This window comes from Priestia sp. Y58 (genome assembly GCF_029522095.1).
In the GTDB taxonomy this organism is placed as follows: Bacteria; Bacillota; Bacilli; order Bacillales; family Bacillaceae_H; genus Priestia; species Priestia megaterium_E.
On record NZ_JAKWFL010000003.1, the window covers coordinates 12,817 to 39,755 of the forward strand.

General features: G+C 37.2%; 19 protein-coding genes and 1 pseudogene. 18 read left to right on the forward strand and 2 right to left on the reverse strand.

From position 1 onward, the window contains the following. Window positions 1–288 precede the first annotated feature (288 nt). From MMB68_RS10160 to MMB68_RS10215, 12 genes and pseudogenes are all read left to right on the forward strand, one after another. Window positions 289–1,281 (forward strand): thiamine pyrophosphate-dependent dehydrogenase E1 component subunit alpha, encoded by a 993-nt coding sequence (locus tag MMB68_RS10160; protein ID WP_136789441.1) that lies wholly within the window; start codon window positions 289–291, stop codon window positions 1,279–1,281. Between the two features lie 18 nt (window positions 1,282–1,299). Further along, window positions 1,300–2,334, forward strand: a complete 1,035-nt coding sequence (locus tag MMB68_RS10165) for an alpha-ketoacid dehydrogenase subunit beta (RefSeq protein WP_013082775.1) — start codon at window positions 1,300–1,302, stop codon at window positions 2,332–2,334. A 24-nt stretch (window positions 2,335–2,358) separates the two neighbouring features. Further along, on the forward strand, window positions 2,359–3,588 hold the full coding sequence (locus MMB68_RS10170) for a dihydrolipoamide acetyltransferase family protein (protein ID WP_221782641.1): 1,230 nt from the start codon (window positions 2,359–2,361) through the stop codon (window positions 3,586–3,588). A 15-nt stretch (window positions 3,589–3,603) separates the two neighbouring features. Beyond that, window positions 3,604–4,983, forward strand: a complete 1,380-nt coding sequence (gene lpdA, locus MMB68_RS10175; RefSeq protein WP_221782642.1) for a dihydrolipoyl dehydrogenase — start codon at window positions 3,604–3,606, stop codon at window positions 4,981–4,983. A gap of 264 nt (window positions 4,984–5,247) precedes the next feature. Next, window positions 5,248–7,125 (forward strand): sigma-54-dependent Fis family transcriptional regulator, encoded by a 1,878-nt coding sequence (locus MMB68_RS10180; RefSeq protein ID WP_221782643.1) that lies wholly within the window; start codon window positions 5,248–5,250, stop codon window positions 7,123–7,125. A gap of 77 nt (window positions 7,126–7,202) precedes the next feature. Further along, a pseudogene (locus MMB68_RS10185) lies at window positions 7,203–7,439 on the forward strand (butanediol dehydrogenase); the annotation flags it as partial. Window positions 7,440–7,726: 287 nt separating this feature from the next. Continuing rightward, window positions 7,727–8,941, forward strand: coding sequence for a cystathionine gamma-synthase family protein (locus MMB68_RS10190; RefSeq protein WP_221782644.1), 1,215 nt, complete (start codon window positions 7,727–7,729; stop codon window positions 8,939–8,941). A gap of 232 nt (window positions 8,942–9,173) precedes the next feature. Beyond that, on the forward strand, window positions 9,174–9,746 hold the full coding sequence (locus MMB68_RS10195; RefSeq protein WP_221782647.1) for an HTH-type transcriptional regulator Hpr: 573 nt from the start codon (window positions 9,174–9,176) through the stop codon (window positions 9,744–9,746). A 184-nt stretch (window positions 9,747–9,930) separates the two neighbouring features. After that, complete coding sequence (locus MMB68_RS10200) at window positions 9,931–11,037, forward strand: GerAB/ArcD/ProY family transporter (RefSeq protein WP_277548802.1); 1,107 nt, start codon at window positions 9,931–9,933, stop codon at window positions 11,035–11,037. Further along, the gene (locus MMB68_RS10205) at window positions 11,024–12,547 is read left to right on the forward strand and encodes a spore germination protein (protein WP_221782651.1); all 1,524 of its coding nucleotides are present in this window, start codon (window positions 11,024–11,026) and stop codon (window positions 12,545–12,547) included. Before MMB68_RS10200 ends, MMB68_RS10205 begins: the two co-directional genes overlap by 14 nt. Beyond that, window positions 12,547–13,707 carry a Ger(x)C family spore germination protein gene (locus MMB68_RS10210; protein WP_264409091.1) on the forward strand — a complete coding sequence of 387 codons (1,161 nt, stop codon included), beginning with the start codon at window positions 12,547–12,549 and terminating at the stop codon, window positions 13,705–13,707. Before MMB68_RS10205 ends, MMB68_RS10210 begins: the two co-directional genes overlap by 1 nt. A gap of 121 nt (window positions 13,708–13,828) precedes the next feature. After that, window positions 13,829–14,863: a DUF3231 family protein gene (locus MMB68_RS10215; RefSeq protein ID WP_221782653.1), complete on the forward strand. Its 1,035-nt coding sequence runs from the start codon at window positions 13,829–13,831 to the stop codon at window positions 14,861–14,863. 59 nt (window positions 14,864–14,922) lie between these two features. Here MMB68_RS10215 and garD read toward each other — a convergent pair whose 3' ends face one another. Continuing rightward, window positions 14,923–16,458: a galactarate dehydratase gene (gene garD, locus MMB68_RS10220; RefSeq protein WP_221782655.1), complete on the reverse strand. Its 1,536-nt coding sequence runs from the start codon at window positions 16,456–16,458 to the stop codon at window positions 14,923–14,925. Between the two features lie 214 nt (window positions 16,459–16,672). Between garD and MMB68_RS10225 the strand changes: the two genes are divergently transcribed. The 6 genes from MMB68_RS10225 to MMB68_RS10250 all read left to right on the forward strand — a co-directional run bounded on the left by MMB68_RS10225 (window position 16,673) and on the right by MMB68_RS10250 (window position 25,013). Beyond that, complete coding sequence (locus tag MMB68_RS10225) at window positions 16,673–18,592, forward strand: sigma-54-dependent Fis family transcriptional regulator (RefSeq protein WP_221782657.1); 1,920 nt, start codon at window positions 16,673–16,675, stop codon at window positions 18,590–18,592. A 156-nt stretch (window positions 18,593–18,748) separates the two neighbouring features. Then, complete coding sequence (gene kdgD, locus MMB68_RS10230) at window positions 18,749–19,681, forward strand: 5-dehydro-4-deoxyglucarate dehydratase (RefSeq protein ID WP_221782659.1); 933 nt, start codon at window positions 18,749–18,751, stop codon at window positions 19,679–19,681. 39 nt (window positions 19,682–19,720) lie between these two features. Continuing rightward, window positions 19,721–21,187 (forward strand): alpha-ketoglutaric semialdehyde dehydrogenase GucD, encoded by a 1,467-nt coding sequence (gucD, locus tag MMB68_RS10235; RefSeq protein WP_221782661.1) that lies wholly within the window; start codon window positions 19,721–19,723, stop codon window positions 21,185–21,187. Between the two features lie 119 nt (window positions 21,188–21,306). Then, window positions 21,307–22,680: an MFS transporter gene (locus MMB68_RS10240; protein WP_221783416.1), complete on the forward strand. Its 1,374-nt coding sequence runs from the start codon at window positions 21,307–21,309 to the stop codon at window positions 22,678–22,680. Window positions 22,681–22,716: 36 nt separating this feature from the next. Further along, complete coding sequence (gene gudD / locus MMB68_RS10245; RefSeq protein WP_221782663.1) at window positions 22,717–24,090, forward strand: glucarate dehydratase; 1,374 nt, start codon at window positions 22,717–22,719, stop codon at window positions 24,088–24,090. A 218-nt stretch (window positions 24,091–24,308) separates the two neighbouring features. Continuing rightward, window positions 24,309–25,013 carry a FadR/GntR family transcriptional regulator gene (locus MMB68_RS10250; RefSeq protein WP_221782665.1) on the forward strand — a complete coding sequence of 235 codons (705 nt, stop codon included), beginning with the start codon at window positions 24,309–24,311 and terminating at the stop codon, window positions 25,011–25,013. 600 nt (window positions 25,014–25,613) lie between these two features. Here MMB68_RS10250 and MMB68_RS10255 read toward each other — a convergent pair. After that, on the reverse strand, window positions 25,614–26,753 hold the full coding sequence (locus MMB68_RS10255) for a hypothetical protein (RefSeq protein ID WP_060747457.1): 1,140 nt from the start codon (window positions 26,751–26,753) through the stop codon (window positions 25,614–25,616). Window positions 26,754–26,939: the final 186 nt, after the last annotated feature.

The following is a 26,939-nucleotide window of genomic DNA, read 5'->3' on the forward strand; positions in this document are numbered from 1 at the left end:
AGACGATTCCTTCAGCATTATATCATATTTACATAAAAGCTTTCTTGCTAATTATTCAATGTAATTTTTAACCCACACGCTTATTATGCACCTTAAATTCAGTTTACATAATTGATTCCTCTAAGATTGGACAAAGTTAGACAAAGTTGGAACAGTGTCCAATTTTGTCTAATTTCAAAAGGCGAAATAAAACAATAGATTGCTAGTATAAAGCGATTTTACTATTGGCACGGTACTTGCAATAGTAGTTAAGTGAAGTTTGATAATCAAATGAGGAGGCTTACCATAATGAAAACTGCTCAAAACAAAACAGAAAAGCTTACGAAAGAAAAAGCCAGCTGGATGTATCAGAAAATGGTAGAAATTCGAAAGTTTGAAGATGAAGTACATCAAATTTTCGCAAAAGGTGTACTGCCTGGTTTTGTTCATCTGTATGCAGGTGAAGAAGCGGTAGCGGTTGGAATGTGCGCTCATCTTAACGACAGTGACAGTATTACGAGCACTCATCGGGGACACGGTCATTGTATTGCTAAAGGCGGCGATTTAGATGGCATGATGGCTGAACTTTTTGGAAAGGTAACCGGGTTAGGCAAAGGAAAAGGCGGATCCATGCATATCGCGGATTTAGATAAAGGAATTTTAGGAGCAAATGGAATTGTAGGAGGAGGCTTTCCGCTTGCATGCGGTTCTGCTTTAACTGCTAAGTATAAAAAGACAAAAGATGTAAGCGTTTGCTTTTTTGGGGACGGAGCGGGCAATGAAGGGACGTTTCATGAAGGAATTAACTTAGCAGCGATTTGGAAACTGCCGGTTGTTTTTGTTGCTGAAAATAATGGCTACGGAGAGGCAACTCCATTTTCTTATGCTTCGAGTTGCAGCGCGATTGCGGACCGTGCCGCATCTTATAACATTCCAGGTGTACGAGTGGATGGAAAAGACGTGATGGCAGTTTATGAAGCAGCTGCAGAAGCTATTCAACGAGCCCGCAGAGGAGAAGGGCCAACGTTAATTGAATGTGTAACGTATCGAAATTACGGACATTTTGAAGGCGACGCACAAACGTATAAATCAGGAAATGAAAAGAAAGAACATCTCCAGGAAAAAGATGCGATCGCTCTTTTTGAAAATTACTTGCTTTCAGAACAAGTAGTAACAGAAAAAGAGCTTAGAGATATTGATGGCGATGTAGAAAAAGCAGTAAAACGCGCAGTTGAGCTAGCAGAAACAAGCGATTATCCTGATGCTTCGGAACTATTAACGGATGTTTATGTATCTTATTAATTAAAGGGGGAAAAGGAAATGACTAGAAAATTAAGCATGTCTGAAGCTATTAATGAAGCTATGAAACTAGCGATGCGAAAAGATGAGAATGTGATTCTTTTGGGAGAAGATGTAGCTGGCGGAGCGGAAATTGACCACCTGCAAGATGATGAGGCTTGGGGCGGGGTCCTTGGAGTGACAAAGGGGCTTGTACAAGAATTTGGACGTGAACGAATTCTTGATACGCCTATTTCAGAAGCAGCTTATATAGGAGCTGCAATGGGAGCGGCAGCTACAGGGTTAAGACCGGTTGCAGAATTAATGTTTAATGACTTTATTGGCTGCTGTTTAGATCAAGTGCTGAATCAAGGCGCAAAATTTAGATACATGTTTGGAGGAAAAGCTGAAGTTCCCGTCACGATTCGGACAACCCACGGAGCTGGATTTAGGGCTGCAGCTCAGCATTCTCAGAGCTTGTACGCCTTGTTTACTAGCATTCCTGGCATTAAAGTAGTCGTACCTTCTAACCCTTACGATGCAAAAGGGTTATTGTTAGCAGCTATTGAAGACAATGATCCGGTTATCTTTTTTGAAGACAAAACATTGTACAACATGAAAGGAGAGGTTCCTGAAGGCTACTATACAATTCCGTTAGGGAAAGCGGATGTAAAACGCGAAGGAACAGATTTAACCATTGTAGCCATTGGAAAACAAGTAAATACTGCGCTTACAGCAGCAGATCAATTATCTCACAAAGGAATTGATGTAGAAGTAGTCGATCCGCGAAGTTTATCACCTTTTGATGAAGAGACCATTCTTTCTTCTGTAGAAAAAACGAATCGATTAATTGTCATTGACGAAGCCAATCCAAGATGCAGCATCGCAACAGATATTGCTGCGCTAGTTGCTGATAAAGGATTTGACATGCTTGATGCACCTATTAAACGAATTACAGCACCACATACACCTGTGCCATTTTCTCCTCCATTAGAAGATATTTATCTGCCAACACCGCAAAAAGTAATTGAAGTTGTATCGGAGTTGCTAGGAGATAAATCGCTTCTAAGCGTGTAATTTTAAAAAAGGAGGAGGAAGCAAATGGCTGCAGAGGTTGTAATGCCCAAACTAGGTATGGCAATGAAAGAAGGTACCGTTTCGACGTGGAACAAAAAAATTGGAGACTCCGTTTCAAAAGGAGATATGATTGCAAGCATTAATTCTGAAAAAATCGAAATGGATATTGAAGCGCCGCAGGACGGTGTGATTCTTGATATTCTTGTACAAGAAGATGTAGGAGTACCTCCTGGAACGATTATCTGTTATGTTGGAAAGCCAAACGAGCAGCTCACTGAGCAGAACCGTTCAGCAAATGAGCTGCAAGCGCCTAAAAACGAGGTAGCGGCTGCTATCTCTTTAGAAGAGCCGCCAGCAAACGCAGCTCCATCAAAAAAGAATAAAGAAACTGTGCGCATTTCGCCAATTGCACGGAAAATAGCAGAATCTGAAAACCTTAATGTTGAAACGATTAAAGGCACAGGACCAAAAGGAAGAATCACCAAAGCAGATGTAGAAAAAGTGCTGGCGGAAAGAGCTTCAGAAGCGAGTCCCCAAACGGTAGAAAGAGATAACACCGCTATAAACAAAGAAACTCTTCCCATAGCGGGCATGAGGAAAGTCATTGCAAATCGAATGCATAACAGTTTATTAAACAGTGCCCAATTAACGATTAATATGAAAGCTGACGTGACGGATTTACTGTCTCTTCAACGAGAAATTAAAGATGTGACCCAGCAACGCCATAAGGTGAAAATCTCTCTAACTGATTTTATTGCTCGCGCTGTTGTTCTTTCACTTCAAGAACACAAACAAATGAACAGTGCCTATATTGATAACGAAATTCAACTCTATAACCATGTTCATCTTGGAATGGCCGTAGCCTTAGAAAATGGGTTAGTTGTTCCAGTTATGCAGCATGCTGAAAAGATGTCGTTAGTTGAATTAGCTGCAGAGATTAAAACACGAGCAGCGGATGCTCGGCAAGGTCAGCTGAGCACTGATAGGATGCAAGGTTCTACATTCACTATTACTAATCTCGGTGCTTACGGAGTAGAGTATTTTACACCTGTATTAAACCCGCCTGAAACAGGAATTCTTGGTGTTGGAGCTACTGAAGATGTACCGATGTATAAAGGAGACGAATTACAAAAAAGAAACTTGCTGCCTTTAAGCCTGACGTTTGACCATCGCGTACTGGACGGAGCACCTGCAGCTAATTTCCTTGGAACTATTAAACAATACTTAGAACAGCCTATTTTACTACTCTTATAGAAAGGGGTGCATTCCGTGAAACCTTTAGTTGTCATTGGCGGCGGTCCTGCAGGATATGTGGCGGCAATTACTGCCGCCCGGCAAGGAAAACAAGTTACGTTAATCGAACAAAAAGATTTAGGTGGAACATGTTTAAATGAGGGCTGTATGCCAACAAAGTCATTATTAGCAAGCGCGGAAGCCTATGAGAAAATTAAGCAAGCTGAGCAATTCGGCATCACTCTTCCTTTAGAACAAGTGAAAATTAACTGGGATGGCGTTCAGCATCATAAAACAGCTATTGTTAAAAACTTGGTCAGTGGAATTGGCTATTTGATGAAAAAGAACAGTATTAAAGTCATGAAAGGAGAAGCTTCCTTTTTGACAAATCATCGTCTATCCGTGCGAAACGAAAATCGCGTAGAAGAGGTAGAGGCTGAACAGTTTATTATTGCTGCGGGTTCAGAACCTGCTAGCCTCCCATTTGCTCCTTTTGATGGAAAGTGGATCATTCACAGTAAACAAGCAATGTCGCTGCCTGCTATCCCTTCATCTCTTTTAATAGTAGGAGGGGGTGTAATTGGATGTGAATTTGCAAGCATTTACAGTCAAATGGGAACAAACGTAACGATTGTGGAAGCGGCAGATCAGCTGCTTCCTGGTGAAGATGCCGATATCGCATTTACGTTACAGGAAGAGTTAGAGAAAAAAGGCGTAGGGATTTATACATCCGCTTCGCTAACAGAAATGAAGCCAGAACATAAAACGGCTCTATTTAAACATAAAGAAGAGCTGCATGAACTGCAAGCTGAGTATGCATTAATTTCAATTGGAAGAAAACCTAGAGTGCTAGGTTTAGGTTTAGAACAGGTTGGCGTACATTTTTCAAAACAAGGAATTGATGTTAATGAGCATATGCAAACGAATATACCTAACATCTATGCTTGTGGAGATGTAGTTGGCGGAATTCAGCTTGCTCATGTCGCCTTTCATGAAGGCACAGTTGCTGCTTTACACGCATGCGGAAAAGATAAGAGCGTAAATTACCGAGCTGTACCACGCTGCATTTATACTCACCCTGAAATTGCAAGTGTCGGTATGACAGAAAAGCAGGCTCGAAGCGAATACGGCGATATTCGCGTCGGAGAATTCTCGTTTACGGCAAACGGCAAAGCGATGATTGCCAATGAGTCCGTTGGAAAAGTGAAAGTAATCGTAGAACCGCAGTTTAATGAAATTATTGGGCTTTCCATTGTAGGTTCACATGCTACAGAATTAATTGGACAAGGAACCATTATGATGCATGGAGAGTTGACCACAGATATAATGGAAGACTTTATCGCTGCCCACCCTACATTATCTGAAGCCATTCACGAAGCTCTTTTGCAGTCGGCGGGTCAGGCCGTTCACTCTTAACTATACAAATGTCCTAAATGATTAAGCTCTTTAGGAATGAAAAGTAAAAATGAAGGGCTTAAAAAGATAAACTAGAGGATGAAGGAATCATGCAAGAGAGATAGGAGTTTTCCTGCATCCTCGTCTAGTCTTTCTATAATTTTTACATAACGTAAGTTTAAGAATCTATCTTTGGTAATGATAACGCTTTCTTTGTGATTTATAATAATAGTAACAAGCCTTGATTTACTATATTCAATTAAGTTTATAGGGGAGAGGTAAGAAATGGAATCCACACTTTCTTTAAACACATGGAAACGTTTTGTAAACGAAGGTGCACTTGAATCTTCAAGGTTAAACGACATCATTGTGAAATCGTGGCACCGCTGTAAAAGCGCAGATGTTAATCCTTACCTAGATAAAGGCAGATCGATTTTAAAAAACGAAGCTTTTCATTCTCGAAAACAAATGAACTCTTTATTTCTTGAGACGGCTTTGCCGCACTTAGAAAGAATCAGGCAATCAGCAGCGGACTTAGGGATGGTTGCTTTATTAATTGACCCAGAAGGCTATATTTTATCTATTACAGGAAATAGACTTACACTGAATGAAGCAAAGAAAATTAATTTTGTGGAAGGTGCCTGTTGGACAGAAAAAGAAGTAGGCACAAATGCAATCGGTACGGCTCTGCAAACGGAAGAGCCCATTATGATAACGGGTACAGAACATTATTCAATTGCTTCGCATCAATGGAGCTGTTCGGCAGCGCCTGTTCGAAATGACGACGGAAATTTAATTGGGATTATTAATATTTCTTGTCCTGTAAACAGAGCTCACCCTTATACACTTGGAATGGTTACGTCCATTGCGTATACAATTGAACGGGAGTTAAGCATTCGAATGCACAAAGATGAAATTGAGTTGGTTCACGCTTCTATGAATTTTGTTGATAGCAAACAGCTCTTGCTGCTTTGCAATTACAAAGAAGTGATTGTGGGAGCAAGCAAAACCGTGCGAGAATGTATACCAAAATGGTCAGGCCTGCAGTTGAATACGATTGTACAACAGGGATTTCGTATAGTGATGGAAGTGCCTGTAATTTCAAAGAGACACGGTCATTCTATTGGCAAGATTATTTATTTATCAGAAGAAACGCACCATAACCAAACAACTACACAGATCCCTGCTCAATCATTTTCTTTTAAAGGAGAAGCGGGCATAAGCCGTTCCTTTCAGCAAACGCTAGAAGAAATAAAGCATGCGGCTCCTACGGATACAACGGTCTATATTTTAGGGGAAACAGGTACCGGAAAAGAAGTAATTGCTCAAACAATTCATGAAAACAGCTCGCGTAAAAACGGACCTTTTATTGCTCTTAATTGTGGTGCCATTCCGAAGGAACTTATGGAAAGTGAATTATTTGGCTATGCAGAAGGAGCATTTACAGGAGCACGGCGTCAAGGATATCAAGGAAAGTTTGAGCAGGCTAATCATGGTACGATTTTTCTTGATGAGATAGGTGAGCTTCCTCATTCTATGCAAGTTTCTTTACTAAGAGTATTGCAAGAACGCAAGATAACACCTGTTGGAAGCAATCAGGAAATTTCAGTAGACATCCGGATTATTACCGCTACTCATCGAGATCTTCGTCAACTTGTCGGTGAAGGGACGTTTCGAGAAGATTTATATTACCGGCTTCACGTGTATCCCGTGCATGTTCCGCCTTTGCGAGAAAGGAAAGAAGATATTCCATATCTGATGCGCTACTTTTGTCAAAAGAATGCTTGGAATATTAATTTCCCCAAAGAATTAGTGGATAAATTAATAGATTACCAGTGGCCCGGCAATATTCGAGAATTATTTAATGTACTTGAACGCTTGAAAATCTCACTAAACACGGAAGTAGAAAAAGAGAAAGTATTGAATTATTTAAGTTCTTTAAATCTTGGCGGTCAGAAAAGCATCTCCCACTTTGATACTTCACAAAAAATAGAAGAAAATGATTTTACGTCCTTACCCGCACTCACATTTCGTGAAAAAGTTCAAAAAGACTTAATGATGGATGCTTTACGTAAAACGCAGGGAAATGTGTCACTTGCCGCTAAGCTGTTAGATATACCAAGAAGTACATTTTATAACAGATTAAAAAAATTCAATTTATAAGCTGAGAGTTCATAGGGATTTTAAATTTTCAAATAAGAATAGGAGCTGAGTAGAATGAAAGCATTAAGATGGCACGATTTGAAAAAGAAGCGTCCATTCATCCCCAAACAATCGTTTTACAAGAGCGTACAGTAACAGGTATTATTGGCTACCGCGATGTATTTCCAGCGGTTATCAGTTTAATGGCAAAAGGCTATTTTTCTGCTGATAAACTGGTGACAAAACGTATTAAACTAGAACAGGTGATTGAAGAAGGTTTTGAGACATTATTAAAAGAAAAAGAACAGGTGAAAATTTTGGTGAAAGCCGAATAAAAAAAGAGGCTGGGACAAAAGTATTTTAGACGAAGTAAAAAATGAACCATTGATCAAGATTTTTGATTAGTGGTTTGTTTTGTTTGTTATGGTAAGCGTAGGTTCGATTTGTTTTAAGTTCTTCTAGCAGTTGATTGGATTCATTTCGTTATATCTCAACCTCTTTAAATTTAATGAGGAATGTACGTATATTTTATTATCAGATTATTCTGTACTATATACAGTATATTGTATACAATATATAATCTAATCATTATCTAATTAATAAAATCAGAGGTGATGGGTGAATGACAGACAAACAGTTTAGAAATGTACAAGACGGAACAAAAGCGGTATGGGCAGGAGAAAAAGAATCGCTTGCTTATAATGCCACTCAAGTTCCTGTCGTCTTCAGCGTAGCGTACAATTATGATGATGTAGATGAATGGCAAGAAGTTGCGTTAGGAAACAAACCAGGCTATACGTATAATCGCATGAGTAATCCTACGGTTAAAGCTTTTGAAGAAAAAGTAAGGATACTTGAAGTAGCAGAAGAAGCGGTCGCATTTTCCTCCGGCATGGCGGCTATCAGCAGCACATTATACACTTTTTTAAAACCGGGAGACCGAGTCGTATCGGTAAAAGATACATATGGAGGAACAAATAAAATCTTCACTGAGTTCCTTCCTAACATCGGAGTTGATGTAACCTTATGTAATACGGGAAATCATGAAGAAATTGAAGCAGAAGTAAATAAAGGGTGCAAAGTGCTATATCTAGAGTCACCTACAAATCCTACGATGAAAATTATTGATATTGAAAGAATAGCGAAAGCAGGAAAAGCAGTAGGGGCAGTCGTCATTATTGATAATACGTTTGCGACACCCATTAATCAAAACCCTCTTCAATTAGGGGTAGATCTTGTCATTCACAGCGCAACAAAATTTTTAAGCGGACATGCGGATGCCTTAGGAGGGGTAGTATGCGGCTCTAAAGAATTAATGCAGCATGTGTATCACTACCGTGAGATCAATGGCGCGACCATGGATCCCATGTCAGCGTATCTTATTTTAAGAGGAATGAAAACGTTAAAATTACGCATACGTCAACAAGAACGAAGCGCTTTGGAAATTGCTAAATTTCTTCAAAAGAAAGAAGCTGTTGAAGCCGTCTATTATCCAGGATTGGAAACACACCCTCATCATCATATTGCCAAAAAACAAATGAAAGGCTTTGGCGGAATATTAAGCTTTGTGTTAAAAGGAGAAATGGAAGCCATTAAAATTTTATTGCCAAGGTTAACGTATGCAAATAAAGCCGGTAATCTAGGAGCGGTTGAAACGATTTACGGCCCGGCAAGAACGACTAGTCACGTAGAATGTACGCTTGAAGAACGTAAAGCTCTTGGAATATCCGAAGGACTAGTTCGTATATCTGTAGGAATTGAAGATACGGAAGATCTAATTGCAGACTTAGAACAAGCATTTGCTCACTTAGAATCCGCATCATCTATTAGTCATTAAAAAGACACGTATTACTTTTTTTAATAAAAATAAGGTAAGCAACTCTTTTTAGTTGGTAGACATTTCTTCAGAATTGCAGAGATATTGTGGAATAAAGCTGATAAATTAAACTGTACGTGTATTTTTTCGTCTGATTTTGTAGGTATGCTGATAAATTAGATGAAATAAAAATATTTTTACACGCTTTAAAAATAAACTAACTTACAACAGCCTACAAATAAGGAATGAGAGTATGTCGAAACAAGAAAGTGAATACACAATAAAAGATGCATCATTGTTTGGATTCAAATTAATGCAGGTAAGTAAAGCCATCTGGAGAGCTGCGGAAGATGACTGGGAGCAATGGGTGAAACCTTATGGTCTAAACGTAAATGAGCATCATATTTTATGTTTGGCTAGTAACACGGGAGAAATTTCTATGTCAGAGTTAGCTAATTTAGGAGCTATGCATATCTCTACAGCATTTAATTTTTCGAAAAAATTAGAAAACCAAGGATATCTGCATTTGTTCAAAAGAGAAAATGATAAAAGAAACACCTATATCAAATTGACTGAAAATGGCGAACAATTATTGCTTGATACGCTCAAAGGGTATGAACCACATAACAGTAAAATATGTAAAGGCGCACTTCCTTTAAAAACGTTATACGGCAAATTTCCCGCTTTTCCAGAGCTAGTAACCGTTGTTCGCCATGTTTGCGGCGGCGAGCTTGTGACCGTTGCTGATCAACCTTTTGTGAATATAGAAGAAGCGGAAATAGAAGAAAATGAAGATAAGAAAGAAGTCCAGCTAACTAGTAATTGAACACAGTGAATAATGTGCAGAGAATAGGGCTTTGTGAAAATAAGTGAATAACAGGCTGAGCTGTTTTATACGTGAGAAATATGACGTATAAAACAGCTCTTTTTATTTTTCGAGTGAGGATTTTCCATTATATTATGAGAAATTTAGGATAAGCTACCAGTAGTAAATTTGCCGGAGAGAAGGAGTGGTTACCATAAATAAGTCAGACTCAATTTCTGTTTTTCAATTGATCCTTCTTTCAATGACGTTTATTGGCTTAAAAACTCATGTGATGCTTATATCTCCATTAATTAAAACGGCAGGACGAGATGCTTGGATCACCGTTCTTCTTACTTGTCTTTTAACGCTCATATGGGTTCCTTTACTCGTATATGTAAATAAAAAAACAAAAGGCGAACATCTTTTTCAATGGATGAAAAAACATATGAATAAGCCATTTACCAATGTCGTTATTTTTCTTACAATCGCTTATTTGACCATTATGGAGATCGTCACTTTACGAGAGACGATTACGTGGATTAATATTATTTTCCTTCAGCGAACACCTTTAATTATCCTTGTTTTGATATTTGGTTTTACCTGTTGCTTACTTGCTGCTACGAGTATTAGAACGATTAGCATTGTAAACGTATTTCTTTTATTTTTTATTGTGCTATTAGGTTTTTTTGTTTCTTTTACAAACTTTCAATTTAAAGATTATTCTTTATTGCAGCCTGTTTTAGAAAATGGCTATTTTCCTGTTATCAAAAGTATTGTATTTCAAGGATCAGGGATGGTAGAGCTGCTGCTGCTGATTTTTTTGCAGCACAAAGTACCGCAGCCTATACGCTATAAGCATTTAGCGGTGGCTGCAATTCTCTTAACAGGCCTTACGATTGGGCCTCTCATTGGAGCAATTACTGAATTTGGCCCTGTAGAAGCCTCTAAGCAACGTTTCCCTCCCTATGAAGAATGGGGAATTGCATCACTTGGAAAGTTTATAGAGCATATCGACTTTCTATCTATTTATCAGTGGTTGTCGGGTACCTTTATCCGCATTTCGACCTTTCTTTTTATTATGAAAGAATTAGTTGCGTTTCAAAAAGGCCAAAAAAGGTTTCTTTTACTCATTTTAGTGGTTATCACTGTATGTACACTAGCTCCTATAACGGACTTTGCTTTTTCAAATCTTTTATTTTTTACAATCATACCGGCTACTTTCTGGTTATTTGTTGCTTTCTCTCTTTTCTTAGCAGGCATAGTCTTTCTATTTTCTCATAAAACAAGGAGGGATAAGAGTGGAATTTTTTAAGAAGAAAAAAGGCTACAGCTCTAAAAAACAAGAGACGGAAAGTCTTTTAAAAGAAAGTTCTTCTCGTTCTCAGATAATCAATGAGTGTACATTAAGAGATTTATTTGGAAAATGCAGCGATATTAACTTCGAGACCGTTTATTTTTATAACAAACGAGTGCTTATGATTTATTGTACCGGTCTAGTTAGTACGGAAATGCTATATGAAATGATTCCTAAAAGATTAGAGGAATGCTGCGCTAAGTTAGAGGGTGAAGTAGAAGGAGACAAGATCATAAAATTATTAAACCTTCCCTCAGTTTCTATCGTTCAAAATGAAGAGCAGGCAGTTTCGGAAATTTTTTCTGGGAAATTATTCATTGATTTTGGATCACCACAATCTGTTCTGTCTATCGATATTTCGGACCGTCCTCAAAGAAGCCCAGAAGAAACGAAAAATGAAGTAACCATATTGGGTCCTAGAGATAATTTTATTGAAGACTTACCTGTCAATATTGCTTTAATTCGCAAGCGTCTTAAATCGGTTTCCTTGTTAACAAACTCTTTAGAGATTGGAAAACGAACAAAAACAAAAGTAAGCATTTTATACATGGAAGATGTAGCTGACAAGAAGATACTTGACGAAATTATGGAGAAGTTAGGGGATATCGATATCGACGGTATTTTCAGCGGAACACAGTTAGAAGAGCTCATTAATAAAAATCCGTATAGCTTTTTTCCACGCCACGCTTATACAGGGAGACCTGATTTTGCGGTTCAATCTCTGTTAAATGGCCGGTTCATTATATTAATTGATGGAACTTCATATGCGTATGTTACACCCATTAACCTTTTTTACTTATTAAAAGGATCTGAGGATAAAGAAAATACATATTTATACAGCTCTTTTGAGCGTATTCTTCGAATCTTCGGGCTTTCCATCGCTGCTTTTTTGCCGGGTTTTTGGGTGGCAATGACGGCTTTTCATCAAAATCAGCTTCCGCTCAGTCTATTAGCTACGATTGTTGAAGCAAGAAGAGGTGTCCCGTTTCCTACCTCTCTTGAGGCAATATTAATGCTTCTTTTATTTGAATTGTTTCGAGAGGCAGGGTTTAGACTGCCGACTTCCGTCGGGCAGACACTCAGTGTAATCGGAGGGCTTATTATCGGTGATGCAGCCATTAGAGCCGGTTTAACAAGTCCTGCCATGCTTGTTGTCATTGCAGGCTCTACGATTGCTACGTTTACGCTAGCGAATCAGTCTCTTATAGGAACAATTTCACTAATCCGCTTTTTTTGTATTATCTGTGTCAGCATCTTGGGTTTTTTTGGATTTTTTATTTCCATCTTTTTAGTCATGATCTATATTACAAACATTCGAACGTTTGGTGTGCCCTATTTCGAATTAGCAACCCGGTTAGACGCGAAAAATATTTTAAAATCTCTCTTCCGCCTTCCCGAAAGTAAAAAAGCAACAAGAGCTAGTATGCTTAACCCAAGCGATTCCACTCGCGAAGAAGGAGAAAGTTAGTGAAAAGGAACATAAGGAATTTACTTATACTTGTTATGAGCTCTTTTTTATTGTTTCTTTCGGGGTGCTGGGATACGAATGAACCGGAACAAATGGTATATGCACAAGGAATGGGGGTAGATTTTAAAAATAATCGTTACGTTCTCTACCTGCAGACAATTAATTTAAGTTTATTAGCAAAATCAGAGGCAAGCGGTGCTGGCGCTGGCCAAATCAAAGTAGAAGTTGGCTATGCAACAGGTAAAACTATTGATGAAGCCATTTTTAGATATTATCAAATTTCTCAGCGCAGAATCTTTTTTGGGCACTTAGCTTTCCTTGTTCTAACGGACGATGCGTTAAAGCATGGCGCTGTCAAATCTGCGGTGGATTTTTTAGATCGTTATCGGGAAACGAGATACAACATCTGGATGTATGCTACGAAAAGTCCTTTGAAAAAAACGTTGTTAGCTACGCCTATGTTCGAAGTATCTAACGCTCTTTCTCGCTTGAGCGATCCTAAAGTGATTTTTAAACAAAACTCGTTTATTCCACCCGTTGATTTAAGAGAGCTCATTATCCACCTTAATGAACCAAGTCACGAAGTAAACATTCCTCTAGTTCAGACTAAGGAACATTTAACAACGGATCAAAAAAGAGAAACAGCTATTCAAGTAAACGGAGCAGTGGCTATTACATCATCTGAATTAAAAGGCGTTTTTTCTGAGAATAAAATCAAAGGGCTTAGATGGATAACGGATGAATTCGTACGAGCTGGTTTACGGGTAAGGCTGCCTGATCATTCCGATATTGATCTTGTGGTAGATAAGAAAAAAGTAAAAATTGAACCTGTTATAAAAGGTAGTAATTTAACATTTAATATAAAAGTTCGTGCAAAAGCAACGATTTTAGTTATGCCGCAGCACGAAAAACTATCGACTATAAAAAAAGAAGCTGAACAGAAAATTAAGAAACAAATTATTGAAACGTACGCGCAAGGCTTAAGTATAAACAGCGATGTTTACAGGCTTTCTCATGTTCTTTACAAAAAAGAACTGCGTAAATGGAAAGCTGTTCAAAGCAACGGGGCCATTCCTTTAACAAAAGACTCAATAAATGTGAAGGTCAACGTACAGGTTAAGCACGGAAACAAACAGCGAATAGGTCCGACTTTAGATTAAAATGCTTAAAACCCGCACATCTCACCTGAGAATTTTAACTCATTAAACAACGGGCAAAAGTTGAGGAATAGATAAGATAGAAAAGACCAACCTAAGAACAAATCGAATTAGGAGATTATAGATGGAAACAATCAAACCAATTAAAATAGGTTCAAAAAAAACAAGCGTGAAAGAGAAATTAACAGCCCCCGAAATGGGCAAACTTTGGGCAACCTATATGGGCAACAGCATGTCTTCGTATATTTTAAGCTATTTTCTTGAACACGTTGAAGATCCGGATATAAAAAAACTATTACAGCATGCAAAAGATTTAACGGAAGAATTTCAAACTAACGTAAAAGAAATTTTCACAAAAGAGAATGTGCCGATTCCGCATGGATTTACGCAAGAAGACGTGAATCTAGGCGCTCCAAAGCTGTTTGAAGATGAATTTTACGTGCATTATTTAAAATATGCTGCTAAAGCGGGATTAAGCATTTACAGTATCGCACTGCCCCTAATGTATAGAGAAGATGTAAAGACATTTTTAACGTATTGTATGAAAGCAACAATGGAACTGATGGAGCAAATAAAGGCAATCTTAATGGATAAAGGATTTATTATTAAGCCGCCAATTATTCCCGCACCAGAAAAAGTGAACATCGCTAATACTCATTATTTAAGCGGATTTATAGGAGATGTTCGACCTTTGCACGCATTAGAAATTGCTCATCTGTATGATAACATCGAGAATAATGTGACAAGCAAAGCCTTAATTTTGGCATTTAGTCAAGTTGTTAAAAGTGAAAAAATCCGTGCATTATTTGTAAAAGGCGAAGATCTGACAAATAAAGCGGTAGAACGCTATATTGAAAAGCTTCATCTAGATAATTTACCAGCGCCATCCTTTCTTGATCATTTAATTACTACTTCGACTTTTTCACCATTTTCCGATAAATTGATGCTGTTTCACAAAATGGATATGTTCTCAATGAAAATGAGGGCTTTTGGAAATTCAGTAGCTGTCAATGGAAGACATGATTTGGCGCTGTTATATGGAAAATCAATGACAAATATCTCGAGGTTTGTAAAAGATGCAGCGGATATTATGATGGAAAATGGTTGGATGGAAACACCACCGGAAGCGGTAGACAGAGGTCATTTAAACTCCAATTAGTTACTCAACGCGTCATAAAACAACGAGAACCAGTTTAGAAACAGGTTCTCGTTATCTTGTTAAGTTAAAGGAGCAGGGTTAAACAGACATAAATCATTATGCAACCCCCAATAATCACTCCACGTTTTCTTATGACCGCTTGCAATTTCTATAATTAAGTGAAAGAGCTCCCAACCAACCTCTTCAATGGTTGCTTCCCCTTGTGCTATTCTTCCTGCATCTAAATCTATTAAATCATGCCATTGCTCAGTTAATGAACTTCTAGTAGATACTTTAAGAACAGGTGCCATTGCTAGGCCATATGGAGTTCCCCTCCCTGTTGTGAAAATATGCATGTTCATTCCAGAAGCTAACTGTAATGTTCCACATACAAAATCACTCGCTGGAGTTGCTGCATAGATTAAGCCTTTTTTAGTTGGTTTTTCTCCAGGCGATAAGACTTCGACAATTGGAGTTGTTCCCGCTTTAGCTATGGAGCCAAGTGCTTTTTCTACTACGTTGACAAGTCCGCCTTTTTTATTTCCAGGTGAAGGATTTGCACTTCTATCTGCTTCGCCTCTTTTTAAATATTGATCATACCACTTCATTTCTTTAATCAGAGATTGACCAACTTCTTTATTAATTGTTCGTGGCGTTAACAAATGAATAGCATCTCGAACTTCAGTAACTTCAGAAAATAAAACAGTAGCGCCTGCTCTTACTAGTAAATCTGCCGCGTATCCAACTGCTGGATTGGCAGTAACACCGGAAAAGGCATCGCTTCCTCCACATTGTAAACCTACCGTTAAATCAGACACAGGGCAGGTTACACGCGTCCGGCTATTTAGTTTAATTAATTTTTCTTCTGCCATCTCTATAATCGTAGCAATCATTTGCTTAAAACCCGCCTGGTCCTGCAAACGTGTTATATTTCCTGAAATCTCTTGTGGACTCAAACGTTCAGGAAGCAGCTTTTCACACCCTAAGCCAACTACTAGAACTTCACCGCCGAAATTTGGATGAATAGAAAGATTCTGTAATGTACGAATCGGAATGATGGCGTCCGGTGCATTAATGGCAACTCCGCAGCCATAATTATGAGTTAAAGCTACTACATCATCTACATTGGGATAAGAAGGAAGAAGTTCTGTTTTGATTTTTTTAACCGCATAATCAAGTACTCCTACTACACATTGAACACTTGTCGTAATCCCAAGTATATTTTTTGTTCCAACACTTCCATTTGTATTTTTATAGCCTTCAAATATGTATCCTTCTAAAGGAGATAAAGGGGCGGAAACTTTAGTTGCCAAAGGCAGCTTTTCTAAAATAGGGGGATCAGGTAGGGTAACACATGATTCTTTTACCCAAGTTCCTTGAGAAATCGGTGAGGAAGCAGCTCCGATAACTTCTCCATAGCGAATAATTTTGTCACCTTTCTCAAAATTTTTTAATGAAACTTTATGTCCTTGAGGGATATATTCTTTTAGCTCTAACCCAGATGGAAACACAGTTCCTTTCGATAATCCTTTTGAATTTACAATCGTAGCAACATTATCGTTCTCATTTACTTTGATATAAAGGGGTTTTTCTGTTTGGTTGATTTGCAAAGACATGATTCATCTCTCCTTAATGGTTTTTAGTTTCTTTCTAAACATGTTCATCTTTATTTATTGCAATAAACATGCCAATAATTTTAGCGCGTAAAAAAAGCTTTTATATCAAATAGAAGTGATGGAATATACAACAACTGTTGTACGTAAAGCAACAATTGTTGTGTCAATAGGTTATAATAAATAGAATATTCTAACTAGTAGGGAGGAAAACGATATGGCAAAAATTGCTTTTATTGCTCCAGATAAACAACTATTTTTACAAGGAAAAAAAGTAATTCAAGAGCTAGGATTGCAAGGAGAGGTTGAAATCTACCTTGCAAGGTTAAGTCGCGCCGTAAAACTCGCCAATAAATTAGAATCCACTTGTGATGTTATCGTTTGCAGAGGAGGGACTGCAAGGTTAATTACTGATTCTGTAAGCAGAATTCCTCTAGTTGAAATTCCAATTACAGGACAAGATTTAGCTCAAGTTTTTTATAAAAGCAAGCAGGTAACAAACTTAAAAAATCCTAAAGTGGCCATGCTCGCGTTTCAAAATATGAAAAATGATGTGGAAATTTTAGCAGATATTTTGGGTATCAACCTTTCTATTTATCCTCTTAATTCAGTTGAAGATATTCCAACTTGTATTGAGCAACTTTCCTCAGCAGAAACAGATATTGTTATTGGGGGAATGAAAACAACTACTTTATCACTTAGAAAAGGCTTTAAGGCAATTTCTATTGAATCTGGAAATTCTGCTGTTCGGACAGCGCTTTTAGAAGCTAAAAAAATTTCTTTAGGAAGAAAAATTGAAAAAGAGCGTTCCCAAACAGTTAAAGCCCTTATTGATTATTCTATACAAGGAATTATTAGTATTAATCGAAATAAAAAAGTAGAAGTATTTAATCAGGCTGCTGAGCACTTGCTAGAATTAAAAAGGCAAGAAGTGCTAGGGAAGCAGATCGATGCTGTTATGCCCTTTTTACCTATTAAAAATTATTTTGGAGGAGAAGAGCATTTAGGTATAATCAAAAAAATCAAAAACAAAAGTTTAATATTTAACATTGCTCCAATTAAAGTGGAGAAAGACATTATCGGAGCAATGATAACTTTTCAGGATATTACAAATATTCAAGAAATGGAAGCTAAAATTAGAGGGGAAGTACTGTCAAGAAAGTTTGAAACACGCTACACATTTTCTGATATTTTAGGGCATTCTAAGGAAATTTGTGAAGCAAAACGGATTGGGCAGACAGTGTCTTCTGTAGATGCAACCGTTTTGATTTTTGGTGAGTCCGGCACCGGGAAAGAATTATTTGCTCAGAGTATTCATGCAGAAAGTTTGCGAAAAAACGGTCCTTTTGTTGCTGTTAATTGTGCAGCCATTCCGCCTAATTTACTGGAAAGTGAGTTATTTGGATATGTAGAAGGAGCCTTTACTGGAGCAACAAGGAAAGGAAAGCAAGGTTTGTTTGAAATGGCGCACCGAGGAACGATTTTTCTGGATGAAATCTCGGAGATGGATACATATGGACAATCCCGCTTACTTAGAGTTTTACAAGAAAAACAGGTTATGCGCTTAGGTGATAATAAATATATTCCTGTAGATGTAAGAGTTATTGCAGCAACGAACAAAAATTTATTAAAAGTCGTAGAAAAAGGCAAATTTCGAGAGGATTTACTTTACAGGCTTAAGGTCTTAACTATAAATATTCCACCGCTCCGTAAAAGAAAAAGTGATATTCGTTACCTGGCTCAGCATTTTTTAGTCTATTATACGAATCTCTATCAAAAGAAAAATATAGAGATTACAGAAAAAGCTTATTCACAATTAACTACCTATGAATGGAAAGGAAATGTAAGAGAACTGATGCATTTTATTGAAAGGTTAGTAGTGATCAGTAAAAATAATGTAGTTTCGGATCAAGATATGAAAGAGCAGCTGAACGAAAATGCTTTTGAAACAAATTACATCAGTGAAGAAGCAGAAACCACCAATCATCTTCAATCTGAAAAAGAGCAAATTTTACTTACTTTAACAGAAACTCATTCTAATATATCTCAAGCAGCTAAATTGTTAGGAATTGATCGAAGTACACTTTACCGTAAGTTGAGAAACTATGAAATTGAAATAAAAAAGGCGTATAAATAGAAACAAAAAACATCTCCTTCTTAGAGGTGTTTTTTGTTTCTATTTTAAAATTCTTTATTTAATAATTTAAGCTTATTTATTTTATTGACAAACAATTTAATTTGTCTTACAATAAAAATGTAAAAATTATCTGAAAATTTATAGGAGGATATGCATGTGAATATGAATAGAAAAGCACCTACAGGAATTTTAGGTTTCCCCGTTGCTCCCCTTAATAACCAAGGAAAATTGGATGAAAAAGCTTTAGAGGCGAATATTCAATTTTTATTAGACGAAGGGTTAGAGGCTATCTTCATCGCTTGCGGTTCAGGGGAATTTCAATCCTTAAGTACAAAAGAATATACAGCAATGTTAGAAGTAGCTATATCTGTCGTCAACGGAAAAGTTCCCGTTTATACAGGTGTGGGCAGTAATCTTTCTACAGCTTTAGAATGGGCTCGTATTTCAGAGGAAAAACAGGCAGATGGATATTTAATTTTACCTCCATACTTAATTGAAGGTGAACAAGAGGGCCTTTACAACTATCTAAAAGCAATCATTGAGCATACAAATTTAAACGCAATTGTTTATCAAAGAGATAATGCTATTTTAAAGTTGCCAACTTTAGAAAAGCTTACAGAATTAAACCAACTAGTAGGATTAAAAGACGGATATGGAAATATGGAATTAAATATAGAATTAACTCAGTCTTTAGGAAAACGACTAGGCTGGCTAAACGGAATGCCAATGGCTGAAGTAACGATGCCAGCATACGCTCCAATTGGATTTGATTCTTATTCGTCAGCAATATCTAACTATATCCCGCACATATCAAGAATGTTTTACAATGCTTTATTAAGTCATGATCAAGAGTTACTCAGTGAACTCTACCAAAATATAATTCTTCCAATTAACGATATTCGCAAGCAAAAAAAAGGATATGCCGTTTCATTGATTAAAGCAGGCATGGAAATTATAGGCTTACCCGTTACAGATACAGTAAGGCCTCCTATTGTTTCAGTAGATAGAGAACATTACGTACAGCTCGAAAAGATTTTAACACAAGCATTTGATCAATATCCTAAATCCTCTAAACAAGTTTTATCTTAATTAATAAAATGTAAACGCTTTATAAAAAGGAGAGTTCATATGACAATTAGTGTTCAAAACAAACAATACTTAAATTTTATTAATGGAAAAGGCGTGCCATCATCGTCTCAAGAGATGATGGAAAGTCTAAACCCAGCCAATAAGAAAGAGGCTGTAGGATATGTACAAAAATCAACTCTTGAAGATTTAAATCTAGCGGTAAAAGCAGCTAAACAAGCTCAAGAAAAATGGAAGCGCTTGTCAGGCGCAGCTCGCGGACAGTACCTTCACAAAGCTGCGGATATTATGGAAAATAGACTAGATGAAATTGCAGAATGTGCTACACGTGAAATGGGAAAAACCTTGGCTGAAACAAAAGGAGAAACAGCTCGAGGAATAGCTATTCTTCGATACTATGCGGGAGAAGGTATGAGAAAAATGGGAGATGTAATTCCTTCTACCGATGCTGAAGCATTGATGTTTACATCTCGAGTACCGTTAGGCGTTGTTGGAGTTATCACTCCATGGAACTTTCCTATTGCTATTCCTATATGGAAAATAGCTCCGGCACTTGTTTACGGAAACACTATCATAATTAAGCCAGCTACTGAAACAGCTATTACGTGCGCTAAGATTATCGAATGTTTTGAAGAAGCAGAAATTCCAGCGGGTGTAATAAATATGATTACGGGCTCTGGATCAATCATTGGTCAAGCTATTGCTGAACATCCAGAAATTAATGCTATTACATTTACAGGATCTGATCGAGTAGGTAAACAAATTGGTCAACAGGCTTTCGTTCGAGGAGCTAAATATCAGTTAGAAATGGGGGGGAAGAACCCGGTAATTGTAGCGGCGGATGCAGATTTAGATTTAGCAGTAGAAGGTACGATCAGCGGTGCATTCCGTTCCACAGGTCAAAAATGTACTGCGACTAGTCGGGTAATTGTTCAGCATGAGGTATATGAAAAATTCAAACAAAAACTATTAGCAAAAACGAAGGAAATTACCGTTGGAGAAGGGTTAAAAGAAGACACGTGGATGGGACCATGTGCAAGCGAAAATCAGTTACAGACCGTATTGTCATATATTGAAAAAGGAAAAAGTGAAGGTGCAACTCTTTTATACGGAGGACGTCAGTTGACTGACGGGGAATATGAAAATGGATTTTACGTAGAACCTACTATTTTTGAAAACGTAGAATCGCATATGACGATATCACAAGAAGAAATTTTTGGGCCCGTAATAGCATTGATGAAAGTAGAATCCATCGAGGAAGCATTAGCACTAGCTAACGATGTTCAATATGGGCTAAGTGCTTCTATTTTCACTACAAATATTTCTCATATGCTTTCTTTTATTAATGAAATGGATGCTGGGCTTATTCGAATTAACTCGGAAAGTGCAGGCGTTGAACTTCAGGCACCTTTTGGAGGCATGAAACAATCAAGTTCTCACTCTAGAGAACAAGGGGAAGCTGCTAAAGAATTTTTCACAGCTATTAAAACTATTTTTATAAAAAGTTAAATACCTTTATTGTATTATGAACCTTTTATTCTCTTAGAAAGGAGGAAAACTCCTCCTTTTTAAGAGAGATAAACATAGGAAAAGAACAAAACAATAAGAGGGGGATGGAATAAGTGATTATGCAAGCTAAACCAAAATTGGAAGCGGGAAGCAGCAAGAAAAGCCATGTACGCTGGTTTGTCGTATTTATGCTTTTTGTTTTGACAACGATTAATTATGCAGATAGAGCGACGCTGTCCATTGTAGGAGACTCTGTTCAAAAAGAATTAGGCTTAAATTCAGTTTCAATGGGGTATGTTTTTTCAGCATTTGGATGGGCCTATGTAATTGGTCAGCTTCCTGGAGGTTGGTTCTTAGACAAATTCGGATCAAAGACAATCATTGCATGCAGTGTATTTTTTTGGTCTATTTTTACCTTTTTTCAAGGATTTATCGGCTTTTTTAGTGGCGGTGCTGCTATAATTATCTTATTTACGCTTCGTTTTATGGTTGGGTTAGCTGAAGCCCCTTCTTTTCCAGGAAATAGCCGTATTGTAGCGGCCTGGTTTCCAAAATCTGAACGTGGGACAGCCTCTGCGATTTTTAATTCGGCTCAGTATTTTGCACTAGTATTATTTTCGCCTATTATGGCATGGCTCACTCACAGGTTCGGCTGGCATTTTGTATTTATTATTATGGGTGTCTTAGGGGTAATCTTAGCTGCTGTTTGGATGAAAGTGATCTACAGTCCAAGCAAACATCCTCGCATTACAAAAGAAGAGATAAATTATATCCAGCAGGGCGGCGGGCTCATTGATATGGATGATAAAAAAGTAGAAACAAAGAAAAATACCGGCCCGGGATGGAATCAAATTAAACAACTTCTTAAAAGCAGAATGTTGTTAGGTGTTTACATTGGACAATATTGTATTACGACTCTCACTTATTTCTTTTTAACATGGTTTCCTGTTTATTTAGTTCAAGCACGCGGAATGTCAATTTTGGAAGCTGGATTTATTGCTTCTCTACCTGCCGTATGCGGATTTTTAGGAGGAGTGTTAGGGGGAATTGTATCTGATTTCTTTTTAAAAAGAGGTCGTTCATTAACTTTTGCACGTAAAACACCTATCGTTATTGGTATGTTGCTTTCTTGTAGCATGGTTGCTTGCAATTATGTAGATGCTGAATGGATTGTCGTAGTAATTATGTCACTTGCTTTTTTTGGAAAAGGCTTTGGAGCATTAGGGTGGGCTGTTGTTGCTGACACTTCCCCTAAAGAAATAGCCGGTTTAAGCGGCGGACTTTTTAACACATTTGGAAACATTGCGTCTATTACAACGCCTATTATTATTGGATATATTGTCAATGCAACAGGCTCTTTTAATGGAGCATTGGTTTTTGTGGGCGCTAACGCTCTTATAGCTATTCTCTGTTATCTTCTTTTAGTAGGAGAAATTAAACGAGTAGAACTAAAGAATATCTCCTCAAAGGATGAAAGCACGCTCGATATGTAAGCGGATTCAAAAAAACTTAGATCAGGAGTGAAAAGCATGAATAATTATGTTCTTACAAATAGTGAAATCCAAAGCGAAAAAAAATCGTCTACGCCTCAAATTATAGATATGCAGGTTATACCAGTGGCTGGGTATGATAGTATGCTGCTTAATCTCAGCGGAGCCCATAGTCCCTTTTTCACTCGAAATATTGTTATTTTAAAAGACAGTACTGGAAGCACAGGGGTAGGAGAGGTACCTGGAGGTGAAAACATTCGTCAAACGCTTGAAGATGCGAAGACATTTATAGTAGGTCAATCAATCGGAAATTATAATAACATCTTAAATATAGTACGTAAAAAATTTGGAGATCGAGATATGGCAGGGAGAGGGCTTCAAACATTCGATTTACGGACGACCATTCATGCTGTTACTGCACTGGAAGCAGCTTTATTAGATTTAGTAGGAAAATTTCTTAATGTACCAGTTGCAGCATTGTTAGGGGAAGGCCAGCAAAGGGAACATGTGGAAATGCTAGGTTATTTATTCTATATTGGAGATCGCAACAAAACTGACTTGGACTATCTAAGTGGTGAAAATGAAAAAGTGGAGTGGTTTCGACTTCGTCATGAAGAAGCTCTGACTCCTGAAGCAATCGTAAAACTTGCACAGGCAGCTCATCAGCAGTATGGATTTAATGATTTTAAACTAAAAGGCGGTGTTCTTCAAGGTGAGCAAGAAGTAGAAGCGGTAGCAGCATTAGCTGAAAAATTCCCTGAAGCTCGAATTACCTTAGACCCCAACGGAGCTTGGTCTTTGGAAGAAGCTATTCAACTATGTAAAAATAAACATCATGTATTGGCCTATGCAGAAGACCCTTGCGGGAGCGAAAATGGATATTCAGCAAGAGAAACAATGGCGGAATTTCGCAGAGCAACTGGACTGCCCACTGCTACGAATATGATTGCTACAGACTGGCGTCAAATGGGGCACGCTATTCAGTTAAACGCTGTAGATATTCCTCTAGCAGATCCCCATTTTTGGACGATGCAAGGGTCGGTTCGTGTGGCTCAAATGTGTCATGATTGGGGTCTTACATGGGGATCACATTCAAATAATCATTTTGACATTTCACTGGCCATGTTCACTCATGTGGCTGCTGCCGCTCCTGGAAAAATAACGGCTATTGATACGCATTGGATTTGGCAAGATGGTCAGCGATTGACAAAAGATCCTTTTAAAATTGAGGGAGGAAGAGTAGCAGTACCTAAAAAGCCAGGACTTGGCATAGAGTTGGATTTAGAACGAATCGAGCAAGCACATCAGCTATATAAGAAAATGCAATTAGGAGCACGTGATGATTCAAAAGCTATGCAGTATTTAATTAAAAATTGGAGCTTTGATAATAAACGTCCTTGTCTGGTACGTTAAAAATTTTTTTAAAAAATAATTACAGGGTGCTTTTAGCTCGAACAATTCTACGTCTTTGTTCGAGCTTCTGTTTTTATAATAACGAGCAGTTTAATACATAATCTTATGTAGATAAGAAATAAGAATAGTTAAGAAGTAGTGTTGGTGATACATAAAGAAATTCTATATGATATAATTAGTCTTACAAATAAACAATATTCAGAAAAGGGTGGATGAAGATGAGTGGTTCGACTAAAAAAGTGTCATTTGAATCCGTTAATCGTAATACGCTGGCAAAACAAGTAGTCGACCGTATTATTCAGTTATTGGTCAGCGGGCAATTAAAGCCAGGAGATAAGCTGCCAACTGAAATGGAGTTATTAGACGTATTGAATGTAAGTCGCCCTGTATTGAGAGAAGCCTTGAGTGCATTAGAAGTACTTGGTGTAATTACAAGAAAAACCCGTGGAGGTACGTATTTTAATAACAAAATAGGAGCACATCCTTTTTCTGTTATGTTAGCGTTATCAATGGATAATTTACCTGCAGTAGTGGAAGCGCGCATGGCACTAGAACTGGGTCTAGTAACCATGGCCGCGGAAAAAATAAACGATGATCAATTAAGACAGTTAAAAGAAACGATCGAAGACATAAAAAAGAGTGCAGATAACAATTACGGTGCAGCGGATAAGGAGTTCCATCGAATTATTGCTGTTAGCGCTGATAATCCAGTGGTAGAAGGTATGATTAATTCCTTGCTCTTCACTCACGAAAAAACAGATAGGGAAATTACCTTTAGAGAACCAGAACTTACTGTAGAACATCATACTGCTATTTATAATGCGTTAGCTAATCATGACCCCGATGATGCATTCAAGAAAATGTATCATCATCTTAAATATGTGCGTGATAAAGTTCTTAAACAATATAATCCTAATAAGTAAAAGAAACACACAAAGCAGATGTAAAGAATTTGTTTTGTGTGTTTTTTTTATGAAAGTATACATGTGCATAAAGTAAGAAAGGGCATTTCTATTTTATAGAAGTGCTTTTTTAGTCTGTTATATATTATGTCTACCAAACTGGTACTCATTGTAGCTTAGTATTTATGTGTATAAAAAACGCTATTTATTTGCTGCTCATTATTTTATAGAAATTACTAGACATTTATAAGACATTAAAAAGAACTTAAAGAAATTATAAACATTGCTAAAACTTATATGGGTAAAAGCCTTCTGCTGACTGAGGTTAAAGGGAATAAAGCAATCAAAAAAAACTGCAGATTACTACAAGAATTTTCACGAAAAAATATAGGATTTTTTTATAACAGCTATATTTTCTACGCAGTCGATTGGAAAATAACGTTTATGTATTGTATTTTTTGTTCATTTAGTTGATTTTTTTCATGAAAACGAAAATCATTATCATTTAAAGGGATTTATTATAGCTGAGAGATATTTATGTTTTAGTAAGTTAAAGAGAAAGAAAGAATGGAAGGAAAATAGAGTAGAAATGAGTAAAAAAAGGCATAACAAAAAAGAGTATTATAGAGCGTTAATTTTTGCCTGATAATACCCGTTGGCAATTTTGCGGATATACGTAAAGAAGTTTGACTCCATTTCATGCACAAGAGGGCGAAATGCATCCATACTTTCTTCTATGTAAGTTTGTTGTAGGTAACGCTGAACGGACGTTAATGATTTTTCGATTATATCTAAACCAAACTCATGTACAATGGAATGAATATCTTCCTTTTTAATTGAATAATGACCAAAAGATTTAAAGAAATTCTTAAACTGAGCAAATGCATGCTCTCCACGGATTTTTTCGATTTCTTTTTGTTTTTTACTATCATGAGCACCAGTTAAATTAAAGCTTAAAATAAAACCATCCTTGATCTTTTCAATAATTGATTTTCTTGGCTGCTTTTCTTCTAATAATGTTTTGACACAATCATCTTTTTCTAGTATATCGATACGGAAAATTGTACTCAATTTGCTAGCCATTTCTTTAATAGCAGCTTTATAGCCAATGTATTTTGGAAGAATGTGTTTTACCTCAGTGTAAGATAAAAGTGCTTCTGAATCTTTCTTTACGTTTACATCAGATTCGTATACATACAACGCACGTAAAGCCAGACGCAGCATGTTGATATTTTTAATAGCCAGCAATTGATAAATCACTTCCATCGAAACAGAAGTATAACCACCTTTTGAAGTATATGTATTGTGATCTTCATCAAGCATTTCAGGATTATATGATATGTTTTGAACATCAGCAGCTTCTTTTATATGTAAGTCTAAAAAATCCTCTAAATAGTTGTTTAAAGAAACTTGAATATAGTCTCCCCATAAACGATCCCAGCGAATGATGTCATAGTCTTCTAAAAGCTTATTGTTATTTTGAACGGTCCGAACGGAACATTGGATTGTATTAGCCAGTTCTTGCTCAGAAATAATTGAAATATGACCTTGGCTGTTACATTTGGCTACGTAAGCTAAAATTTGCTTCATCAGAGAACCTGTCCACTTTATATCTACAAAGTTTTTCGCAAGACCAAATGAATGTTTTTCATAGTAATAGCTATTGTCTCGTTTAGTGTTTCTATTTAAGCCGCTCATGACAATCAGCAGCTTGTTTGCTATAAGGGTGTGCCGTTTTAGTGACAGCTTTTGTACACTCATGTAGTTACCTCCTTCCCAAAACTATATATGTCGTCTTTTACAGTATAGACACAGTCATATAGGCTGTAAAATGACATATTTGCACGGGAAAATGGTGCATTTTTTTAGAAGACTAGTGATACCAAGGGATGAAACATCTATTTACAGGGTGACATATTTGCACGGAGATGTGGAGCAAAAATAGCG